Here is a 10,232-nt window from a genome sequence, read left to right as displayed (position 1 = left end):
GTTTTTACCGGATCCATCGTTTTTACCGGATCCATCGTTTTTACCGGATCCATCGTCTTTGCCGGATCCATCGTCTTTGCCGGATCCATCGTCCTTTGACGGATCGCTTTCATCGCGTGCCGCCGAATCCTTTTTTATACCTGTATCCTGATCGGCGCTTTTATCGTCGACGACGGAACCTTTGACACGGCCGTCGAGCCTTATCTCCTGCGTATCGAGATTCAGCGTAATTTCCTGAGCGCGGAACGTGTCTTCGCCCTGCGTAATCTGCGAATTGCCGCTCATTTCGAGCATTTGATTTTTTTTGCGGTATACGGCATACGCGCTCGAACAGACATTGTCCTTTTGTTTGATCGTTATACCGATTTGAATTCGCGCGATGTCGGTATTTTGATTGTATTCGATAAGCTGCGCGTCGACCGATACGCCGTTTTCCGTATCGGCAAGATGTACGTTGTCTTTCAGCGTCGCGATCTTCGTTTCGCGATCGTAGGAAAGACGCCCGCACGTGAATTCCATATTCGCTTCGATATTTTTTCCGGTGATGTTTCCGTCGGCTTCGATGTAGCGGAAATTTTTTCCGCTCATCGTAATCGAATCGGCGGCGATTTCCATGGACGACGTGAGCACATAGGCGCTGCCCGAAAGAGTTGTCGTATCGGATGAATTGCCGGCCGTCCCCGTCATGCTGTTCGCGGAAAACGTAATACGCTCTGACCACGCGGGGAGCATAGAAGCGACAACGTATAAAATTAATAATACGATTATACGTGTTTTACTGCCGGCTCTGCGCATCGCCGCCTTCCTCCGCATCTTCGTCGGTTTCGACCGTTCCCGACACGGCGCCGGTAAATACGAAACAGTTACTTACGCCGCTTGCGGAAAATCCCGAACCGCGGACGACCGTACCGTTTTTTTTCATCGTGATCGTATCGGTGCGGCGGCTCGTAAGCTGTTCGGTATTTCCGTCCCAGCGCAGTTCGTCCGCCGAAATCGTTACGCCCCTCGGTTCATTCGTAAGTTCGATCCCGTCGTAAAGTGAATAGATTTTTTGCTTCGAATCGAATGCGACCAATCCGCACGAGCCCTCGGTTTCGGCACTCCCGTCGTCCGCATAGGCCGTAAACGAAACCGAATCCGCATAGGTGCTGCCGCCCTTATACTGTTCGAGCGTCCGCGCGCGCATCGAAAGCGTCTTTTTATTTTTTTCCCACCGAGAAAAGTCTGCGTTTGCAAAAACGAATTCGGGCACTTCCGATTCGACGTTTTTTTTTCCGTCGGAATATTTCAGCGAACAGCCGGCCGAAAAAAACAGCCAACAGCACAAAACGGCACCGGCCGTAAAAAGGTTCGGCGTCATTGTTTTTTACCGAGCGCCGCCCCGATAAACGAAACGAAAAGCGGATGCGGTTTCATCGGTCGGGAAACGAATTCGGGATGATACTGCACGCCGATGCCCCACCTGTGATCTTTCCATTCGAACGCTTCGGTACTGCTGTCCGGTTCGGAAATCGCGGACGTGATGAGACCGTGTTCGGTCATATCGGCGGTGTATTTTTTATCGAACGTGTACTTGTTGCGGTGCCGTTCGGTGATTGTGAGCTTTTTGTAGATGCCCGCAAGCTTCGTATCTTTAATAATACGGACGGTTCCCGCGCCGAGCTTCATCGTGCCGGCAGCCGAAAGTCCCGTCTGCTCTTCCGGCAAACTGATGATCGCGTGAGTGCTGTTTTGTATAAACTCCGTGCTGTCCGCATCCGCCCAGCCGCACAGCGAACGTCCCGTTTCGATCGCCATGAGCTGCATACCCAAATCGATACCCAGATAGGGTATATCGTTTTCGCGCGCATATTTTACCGCAACGAGGAGACCGAGAAATCCGCGCTGCCCGTAATTCGCGGGCACGACGATACCGTCGACATCTTTGAACGCTGCCGCTATCTCTTTTTCGTTTTTGCAGCTTTCGAGCGTTTCCGCGTCGATTTTGCGGAGTTTCAGCTCCGCGCCGTATTGCGTAACCGCGGCATGAAACAGCGATTCGCGCACCGATTTATAGCAATCGTCGAGATAATCTTTTTTGCCGACGACGGCGATGCACACGGCAGGTCCGCTCGTATTGAGTTTTTCAAGGAATGTCGTCCACGGGCGGATATTACAGCGCTCGGCGACGAGGGCGAGTTTTTTGAGCACCCGCGCGTCGAAACCTTCTTTGTGAAAGATAACCGGAAGCTCGTACACCGATTTTTGTACGTCGACCGAAGAAAAAACCGCATCGGGGGCAACGTTGCAGAACAGCGCGATTTTTTTTCTGAGCGGCATATCGAGTTCGTTTGCAGTGCGGCACAAAAGGATATCCGGCTGGATACCCGCTTCCTGCAGCTGTTTCACCGAATGCTGCGTCGGCTTCGTTTTCAATTCGCCGCCGATGATCGCAGGCACGAGCGTTATGTGAATGGCACACACTTCGTTTTTTCCGAGTTCGTGAATGAGTTGTCGAGCGGCTTCGAGATACGGAATCGATTCGATATCTCCGACGGTACCGCCGATTTCAACGATAACGACGTCCGCACCCGAGCGCTCGCCGACGGAGAGGATATTGCGTTTTATCTCATCGGTGATGTGCGGGATCACCTGCACCGTGCGCCCGTTGTATCTGCCGGCGCGCTCGTTTTGAATCACTTGGTTGTAGATTTTTCCGATCGTAATGCAGTTATCTTCGGCAACATTGACACTCGTAAAACGCGCAAAGTTGCCCAAATCCAAATCGGTTTCCGCGCCGTCTTCGGTAACATATACTTCGCCGTGCTGAAACGGACTGATGTTGCCTGCGTCGAGGTTGATGTACGGATCGCATTTTATCATGGAAATCGAAAGCCCGCTGCATTCAAGAAGACTTCCGAGCGATGCAGACGCCACCCCTTTGCCGAGACTGGAACACACGCCGCTCGTCACGAGTATATATTTGCTCATGATACGATTTTCCCATTTACTCTGCGCTTCGTCAATAGCGGGAAAATCGCTTTCACCTAAACAGATCTTTATTCAGAGTACGGGCAACGGCACGGACATCTTTCCTTGCACAGTTTTTTTTACTGCACTATAGTAGACGTATGGCATACACGATCTTTATCGACGGACAAGAAGGTACGACGGGCTTAAAGATATACGAGCGCTTTGCAAAGCGAAGCGACATCGAAATGCTGCGCATAGACGACGACAAAAGAAAAGACGCGGACGAACGAAAAAAATTAATAAACAATTCCGACTTTACGTTTTTATGTCTCCCCGACGCCGCTGCCGTCGAAGCCGCAGATCTGTGCACGAATCCCGCCGTACGCATCATCGACGCGTCGACTGCGCACCGTACGGCACCCGGCTGGGATTACGGCTTTCCCGAACTTTCAAGCGATTTCAGGCGCCGCATCGAAAGATCGAAACGGGTCGCGGTTCCCGGCTGCTATGCGAGCGGCTTTAACGCGATCTGCTTTCCGCTCATCTCTTCGCACATCATGGGGCGCGATTATCCCGTCGTATGCCACGCGGTTTCAGGCTACAGCGGCGCGGGCAAAAAAGCGATCGCCGAGTACGAAGCGGAAAACCGCCCCGAAGAACTCGACTCCCCGCGCCTCTACGCGCTCACGCAGCATCACAAGCATTTGCCGGAAATGCAAAAGATAAGCGGCTTGGATTTTCCGCCCGCCTTTACTCCGTATATATGCGATTATTTTTCGGGTATGACGGTTACCGTACCTCTGCACGTGCGGCTGCTTGCAAAAAAAGTTTCCGTCCTTGACGTGCGGGAGATGTTTGCGTCGTGCTATGCGGGCTCAAAATTTATTAAGGTTATGGAACTGCAGGATACGATCGAAAACGGATTCATCGCGGCAAATACGCTTTCGGGAACGAACGATATGCAGATATTCGTGTACGGAAACGACGAACGCATCGTAATCTCCGCGCGCTTCGACAATCTCGGCAAGGGAGCGTCGGGAGCTGCGGTGCAGTGTATGAATATCATGATGGGAATCGACGAGGGTACGGGACTGTAACGATGGCCGGCGATATCCGATCCGACGAACGGGGCGATGCTTTTAACAATCTGTATGCCGGCGACTGCGGTTACTTTGAAGGCCGCACGTCGCACGAAACGATTTACCGTATTCCGTCACTGAAAGAAGCGTCAGATATGCTGCTGCACGATGAAGAGCCTGTACGCACCGAAAACGATCCCGCACTCTGTCAGCGAATTTTGTTCGACATCATCCTCGCCGAAGGTTTCCGCCGGGCAGGATCGTACGTATACCGCGCCGACTGTCCCGATTGCAAAGCGTGTATTCCGATCAGAATTTTTCCGGACGCGTTCGAGCCGTCGAAATCGCAGCGGCGCGTACTTGAAAAGAACCGCGATCTTGCCGTAACGCTCACGACGAAAGCGGACGAATTCGTCACCGACGAAAAAGTTGCGCTTTTCCGCACTTATGACAAGCGGCATAATCCCGCCTCTGAAAAAAGTTTTGACGAAGCGAAAAAAACGCTTATCGATATGAACGGCATCTGCTGCACGGCGGAGGACGGCAAGTACGAATCGTTTTATTCCGGCACGATAAATATGGATTACAGGTGCGGCGGAAAGCTCGTCGGCGTCGGCATCATCGACACGGGAAAAGCGAGCCTGTCGTCGAATTATTTTTACTACGACACGTCGGACGAAACGAAAAAGAGAAGCATCGGCACGTACAGCATATTGCGGGAAATCGAATTGTGCCGAACATTTCATCTGCAACGGTACTATCTCGGCTATTGGCTTAAAGACTGCAAGTCGATGGTGTATAAATCGAATTTCAAGCCGCACGAATTACTGATCGACGGTGAGTGGAAACCGATTACATAATCCGAATAACGAAAAGGATGGACAAAGATGAAAACGGGAATCGTAATCGAAGGCGGCGGACACCGCGGCATCTATGCGGCGGGCGTGCTCGACGTGTTTTGCGAAAACGGCATCGAAGCCGACGGAGTGCTGGGCGTATCGGCTGGAGCCGTTCACGGAGCAAGTTACGCGTCGCACCAAATCGGACGATCCGTCCGCTATACGATGAAATACTGCGGCGACAAACGCTATATGAGTTTCCACTCATGGCTTAGGACGGGCGATCTATTCAACGCGGATTTTTGCTGGCGCGAACTGCCGGAAAAACTCGATCCTTACGACAACGACGCGCTCGAATCTTCTCCGACCGCGTTTTACGTAACGTGTACCGACGTCGAAACGGGGGAGCCCGTTTACCATCGGTGCAAAACGCTCCGGGGCGATGAAATGAAATGGCTGCAGGCGTCGGCGTCCATGCCGCTCGCTTCGAACATCGTATGCGCGGACGGTCGTAAAATGCTCGACGGAGGCATCGCCGATTCGATCCCGCTCCGCGCTTTCGAGCGGCTCGGCTACACGCGCAATATCGTTATTTTGACGCAGCCCGAAGGATACCGTAAAGGGAAAAATCCGCTGCTCCCCGCGCTGCGCATTGCAATGCGGAAATATCCCGCGCTCATCCGTGCGATGGAAATGCGCCATATCGTATACAACGAAGAAGTCGCGGATATCGAACGAAGGGCGAAAGCGGGGTCGGTTTTGCTCATCCGTCCGAAGCACACCGCGGGTGTCGGGCGTACGGAAAAAGACGGTGCAAAAATCAAAGCGCTGTACGACATCGGACGAAAAGACGCTCTCGATCGGCTCGATGAGATTCGGGAATTTTTCGGAAAGCGGTAACGGAGCGCATACGCTGTAACGGCGCACGCATTTATAAAAAGCACCGACAAGGTAAAAACGGCAATGCCTGCTCCAACGCGCGATACCGCCCGCTTTTACGAAAGACTTACGCCCGCGTGGAGCACCGCGAAGCGTCCGCGCCGGGGCGCGGATGAGGGTTACCGAAGTGCGGAAGGCGGGATCTTCCGATCCGCTTCGTCCTAAAAAAAATTAATAATTATTAAAAATTTCCGTCGGCGGCGCTTTCGGCGTGCAAAATCGCAAAATACGACAATTGCACAAAATCCGTAAAAATGTTATTTTTAAATCCGTATGAATACCCTCGTTGCGCTCTGCGCCGTCGGCGCGGATAAAATACTCGGCAATGAAATCAAACATCTCGGCTACAAGCTTGCGGGAAACGCGCCCGGACGCGTTTTTTTTACCGGAGACGACGATGCGCTTTTCCGCGCGAACCTGTGCCTCCGCACGGCCGACCGCATATATTTACAGGCGGCTTCTTTTCAGGCAGCCGATTTCGATTCGCTTTTTGCCGGCACTTATGCGGCCGACTGGCAGGATTTATTAAAAAAGGACGTGCGCGTCGTCGTGGACAAAGTGCGCTCGCATCACTCGAAATTGAACTCGGAACACACGGTCCAAAGCATGGTGCAAAAAGCGATCTACAAAAAACTCGGCGACAAGTGGCGCATGACGACGCTCCCCGAATCGGGAGAGACGGCGGATGTGCGCGTATATATCGACAACGATAAGGTAAACGTCCTGCTCGATCTTTCGGGAGAGCCGCTGTACAAACGCGGTTACCGCACGGGAGGAGGGACGGCGCCGCTTCGCGAAACGGTTGCCGCCGTGCTGCTGCAGGAAATGCTGTGGCGCAGAAGAACGCCGCTGCACGATCCCTTTTGCGGTTCGGGAACGATCGCGATCGAAGCGATGCTTTTTGCGCACGATATCGCGCCGGGGACAGGCAGGCGCTTTGCGCTCGAACACCTTGCCGTTTTTAATAAAAAACGCGCGGACGAAATCCGTGCGCAGGAAGCGGAACGGATTAGAACGGATGTCGAAGTGCGCGTTACCGGAAGCGATATCGACGCAGAGGCGGTAAACCGTGCAAAAGCGAACGCCGAACACGCATGCGTTGCGGCCGGCCGCGCTTTGCAGTCCATCGGAAAAGACAACCGCATTCCGCGCCCCGATTTCATACAGTCGGATTTTATCGACTTGGCGGCTCCGTACGATGAAGGACTTTTGCTGTGCAATCCTCCGTACGGCGAGCGGCTCGGAGACGAGGCGGAAGCGGAAGCGCTCTATAAAAAGATGGGTGCGCTGTGGACGAATTTTCCGAATTGGCAAATCGGCGTCATCACAGCGAGCAGGCAGTTTCAAAAATGCTCGGGGCATTATGCGGACAAACTGAAAAGTTTTAAATCCGGAAATCTCGATACGCATTTTTATATGTATTCCGGATCTTCAGGCAAAAAAGAAAAAGCGTAGGCGGAGGGCTTTCATGGCGATCATCGTCGAACACGAAAAACGTAAACGAAAGATACTCGAAAAAGCGCTCGACGTTTTCGTCGAAGAAGGCTACGAAGACGTCACCTTTCAAAAGATCGCCGACCGATGCGGTATTACGCGGACGACGCTGTACATCTATTTTAAAAACAAGCGCGAGATTTTTTTATGGAGCATCAAGCAGCTCGTATCGGGAATCGAAACGACGATCATGCAGATCGTCAACAATACGTCGTTCAACACGGAAAACTGTTTTCGCAAAATGCTCATGAGTATCGTCGATGCAATCGGAGAAAATAAAAAGCTGTTCAGTGTTTTGCTTTTGTATTTGATACAGCTGCAAAAATCGGGCGTCGATCCGCGGAAGCGCGTTATGCGTCGAGTCATCAAATTACGGCACATCATGACGACGCTGCTCATCCGCGGCGCGAAATCGGGTGAATTCAAAAAGATAAACGTCAAAGTCGTAAACGATATGTTTTACGGTTTGATCGAATCCGCAATCTTCCGCCTCGCCGTCCTCGCACAGGAAAACATCGGCGACATACGCGACATACTCAATTTTGCCGTCGACGGCATCATCGCAAAGCGGAGCCGCGCTTGAACGCACGGCATACGGGATGCGCGGATTTACCGCTGCATCGGGGCACGGTTCCGACGTGGCTCGCCGAGCGCATGAAAAATCTCGGAACGCTGATTGTCGAATCGATCATTCAAAATTACGGCAAACGGGAAGTGCTCGTGCGATTGAGCGATCCGATGTGGTTTCAGTCGTTCGGTGCGGTACTCGGCATGGACTGGCATTCGTCGGGCATAACAACGAGCGTCATGTATGCACTCAAGCGCGGACTGAACGAACGCGGACGGGAACTCGGCATCTGTGTGTGCGGCGGACGCGGAAAATATTCGCGCAATACACCGAACGAATTATTATTTTTATCCGATGCCGCAGGACTCGACGGTACCTCGCTCGTACGCGCAAGCAAACTTTGCGCAAAGGTCGATAACAACGCCGTCCAGGACGGATTTCAGCTGTATCAGCATAATTTTATTGTAACCGACGAAGGCGATTGGGCGGTCGTGCAGCAGGGCATGAATGCCGCTTCGCGCACGGCGAGGCGATACCATTGGTGTTCGCCGAAGCTGCGCTCTTTTATCGAAGAACCGCATACGGGCGTCGTCGGAGAAAAGCGGGGCGAAATCTTAAACCTCACCGATCGGACAGCAAAGAGTACGCGCGCTGCGATCGTCGAAATCGCACATGAAAATCCAGACCGTATCGTGCGTGAACTCTCGCATATCGCATCCCCTTCTGCGGCAATCGTCGTGCCGAGAGAGCCTGAACTTTTTCCCGGCCTCACCGAAAACGCAGTCAAAGCTGCGGAAACCGTTTGCCCCTCGCCCGCCCCGCACTCGAACGACGTCGCAAAAACGGCTCGCATTTCGCACTCATCGCGCTCCATAACGATGAGCACGCATCACGACGTACGCGCCGAAGACATCGATTTAAAAAGGCTCGGCGCCGTGCTCGCGCTATCATACGAAAGCCCTCCGGAAGATTTCGAATCGCTTTTACTCACTCCCGGTCTCGGGCCGCGCACGCTGCAGTCGCTTGCGCTCGTAAGCGAAATCGTATACGGAACGCCGTCGCGTTTTACCGATCCCGCGCGATTTTCGTTTGCACACGGAGGAAAAGACGGGCATCCCTTTCCCGTGCCGTGCAGGATTTACGATGAAACGATCCGCGTACTCGGCGACGGCATCGAAAAATCGAAACTCGGCGACACCGATAAAACCGAATGCCTGCGACGGCTGTATGCGACACAGCTGCAGATCGAACGATTTTGTTCGCCTGAAGCCGACTTTGATAAAGCAGTCGCGTATGAAAAAGCGCATTCGAAATCGTGGGACGGCCGTCAAGTGTAATAATCGGAGGATTACGATTATGGAAACGGCGTTATATCTTATTCCGACGACACTCGGTGACACCGACACCGAGCGCGTTATACCGGAATACAACCGGAGCATTATCTCGGCGATAAAATATTTTATCGTGGAAAACGTACGGAGCGCACGGCGCTTTCTCAAAAAAATCGACGCTTCGATCGACATAGACGAACTCACGTTTTTTGTGCTCGACGAACACACCGATGTGACGAAAATCGAGCCGTTCCTCGCGCCGCTTAAAGCGGGCTTTGCAACCGGCGTCATTTCGGAAGCGGGCTGCCCCGCAGTTGCCGATCCGGGCGCCGCAATCGTCGCGCTCGCACACAAAAAAGGCTTCCGCGTCACGCCGCTTGCAGGCCCTTCTTCGATCATCATGGCACTTATGGCAAGCGGTTTTAACGGACAGAACTTCGCATTCAACGGATATCTCCCGGCAAAACCCGATGCGCGCGCACAGAGGATCAAGCAGCTTGAAAGCCGCGTTTACAAAGAAAAACAGACGCAGCTTTTTATCGAAGCGCCGTACCGCAATATGCAGCTTCTTTCGTCGCTCCTCTCATCGCTTAAAGGCGAAACGAAACTGTGCATAGCGGCGGGCATTACTTGCAGAGAAGAATACATCCGCACAAAGTCCGTTTCCGAATGGAAAAAGTCGCCGCTTCCCGAAATTAATAAAATACCGGCAATCTTTTTGCTGTATGTGTAGAACGATTTCCGCGGCGATTTTTTCGGCGGCATAGAAGTTTAGAAAAACTTCAGTGTTTCGAAGCTTTCCTTAGATTTAAATTACGATGCTTTGCGGTTTGCTTTTTTAAAGACCGGCAACAATTCAATATGTTTATTAATTAACAAAATTACAACTGCCATAACACGAAACCTTGATGCATCCCGCAGAGGATTTTCAAAGCTTCGGCCCCTTGGACTGCCTTTATGCTTTTAGAAAAGCGGCAGCGGCATTTTCCCGTTTCTGCTCGGGACTATACTCCGGTTTTCGGGGGGGGGG

At 52.5% G+C, this 10,232-nt stretch carries 10 protein-coding genes; 7 read left to right on the top strand and 3 right to left on the bottom strand.

From position 1 onward, the window contains the following. The 3 genes from HMPREF0860_RS06050 to HMPREF0860_RS06040 all read right to left on the bottom strand — a co-directional run. The coding region (locus tag HMPREF0860_RS06050; RefSeq protein WP_021495597.1) for an LptA/OstA family protein at positions 1-795 on the bottom strand (795 nt) is incomplete at its 3' end. Continuing rightward, positions 776-1,360 (bottom strand): LPS export ABC transporter periplasmic protein LptC, encoded by a 585-nt coding sequence (lptC, locus tag HMPREF0860_RS06045; protein ID WP_021329553.1) that lies wholly within the window; start codon positions 1,358-1,360, stop codon positions 776-778. The genes HMPREF0860_RS06050 and lptC, both read right to left, overlap by 20 nt. Further along, positions 1,357-2,970 carry a CTP synthase gene (locus HMPREF0860_RS06040; RefSeq protein WP_021329552.1) on the bottom strand — a complete coding sequence of 538 codons (1,614 nt, stop codon included), beginning with the start codon at positions 2,968-2,970 and terminating at the stop codon, positions 1,357-1,359. Before HMPREF0860_RS06040 ends, lptC begins: the two co-directional genes overlap by 4 nt. 140 nt (positions 2,971-3,110) lie before the next feature. On the opposite strand from HMPREF0860_RS06040, the gene argC reads away from it, so the two are divergent. From argC to HMPREF0860_RS06005, 7 genes are all read left to right on the top strand, one after another. After that, positions 3,111-4,049: an N-acetyl-gamma-glutamyl-phosphate reductase gene (gene argC / locus HMPREF0860_RS06035; RefSeq protein WP_021329557.1), complete on the top strand. Its 939-nt coding sequence runs from the start codon at positions 3,111-3,113 to the stop codon at positions 4,047-4,049. 2 nt (positions 4,050-4,051) lie between these two features. Further along, entirely contained in the window at positions 4,052-4,891 is an 840-nt protein-coding gene (locus tag HMPREF0860_RS06030) for an arginyltransferase (RefSeq protein WP_021329560.1), read from the top strand. Positions 4,892-4,918: 27 nt separating this feature from the next. Beyond that, positions 4,919-5,770: a patatin-like phospholipase family protein gene (locus tag HMPREF0860_RS06025; RefSeq protein ID WP_021329551.1), complete on the top strand. Its 852-nt coding sequence runs from the start codon at positions 4,919-4,921 to the stop codon at positions 5,768-5,770. Positions 5,771-6,082: 312 nt separating this feature from the next. Then, positions 6,083-7,264, top strand: coding sequence for a THUMP domain-containing class I SAM-dependent RNA methyltransferase (locus HMPREF0860_RS06020; RefSeq protein ID WP_021329561.1), 1,182 nt, complete (start codon positions 6,083-6,085; stop codon positions 7,262-7,264). Between the two features lie 13 nt (positions 7,265-7,277). Next, positions 7,278-7,886, top strand: coding sequence for a TetR/AcrR family transcriptional regulator (locus HMPREF0860_RS06015; protein ID WP_021329549.1), 609 nt, complete (start codon positions 7,278-7,280; stop codon positions 7,884-7,886). Then, positions 7,883-9,208, top strand: coding sequence for a DUF763 domain-containing protein (locus tag HMPREF0860_RS06010; RefSeq protein WP_021495596.1), 1,326 nt, complete (start codon positions 7,883-7,885; stop codon positions 9,206-9,208). Before HMPREF0860_RS06015 ends, HMPREF0860_RS06010 begins: the two co-directional genes overlap by 4 nt. A gap of 19 nt (positions 9,209-9,227) precedes the next feature. Continuing rightward, positions 9,228-9,935, top strand: a complete 708-nt coding sequence (locus HMPREF0860_RS06005; RefSeq protein ID WP_021329556.1) for an SAM-dependent methyltransferase — start codon at positions 9,228-9,230, stop codon at positions 9,933-9,935. Positions 9,936-10,232: the final 297 nt, after the last annotated feature.

Source organism: Treponema socranskii subsp. socranskii VPI DR56BR1116 = ATCC 35536, from assembly GCF_000468115.1.
Lineage (GTDB): Bacteria > Spirochaetota > Spirochaetia > Treponematales > Treponemataceae > Treponema_D > Treponema_D socranskii.
This window is presented reverse-complemented; position numbering and strand designations above follow the sequence as displayed.

Bases quoted from the DNA above. Each gene is read 5' to 3' on its own strand.
- lptC (WP_021329553.1), bottom strand. From the start codon at position 1,360: ATGACGCCGAACCTTTTTACGGCCGGTGCCGTTTTGTGCTGTTGGCTG.
- HMPREF0860_RS06025 (WP_021329551.1), top strand. From the start codon at position 4,919: ATGAAAACGGGAATCGTAATCGAAGGCGGCGGACACCGCGGCATCTAT.
- argC (WP_021329557.1), top strand. From the start codon at position 3,111: ATGGCATACACGATCTTTATCGACGGACAAGAAGGTACGACGGGCTTA.
- HMPREF0860_RS06020 (WP_021329561.1), top strand. From the start codon at position 6,083: ATGAATACCCTCGTTGCGCTCTGCGCCGTCGGCGCGGATAAAATACTC.
- HMPREF0860_RS06040 (WP_021329552.1), bottom strand. From the start codon at position 2,970: ATGAGCAAATATATACTCGTGACGAGCGGCGTGTGTTCCAGTCTCGGC.
- HMPREF0860_RS06015 (WP_021329549.1), top strand. From the start codon at position 7,278: ATGGCGATCATCGTCGAACACGAAAAACGTAAACGAAAGATACTCGAA.
- HMPREF0860_RS06030 (WP_021329560.1), top strand. From the start codon at position 4,052: ATGGCCGGCGATATCCGATCCGACGAACGGGGCGATGCTTTTAACAAT.
- HMPREF0860_RS06005 (WP_021329556.1), top strand. From the start codon at position 9,228: ATGGAAACGGCGTTATATCTTATTCCGACGACACTCGGTGACACCGAC.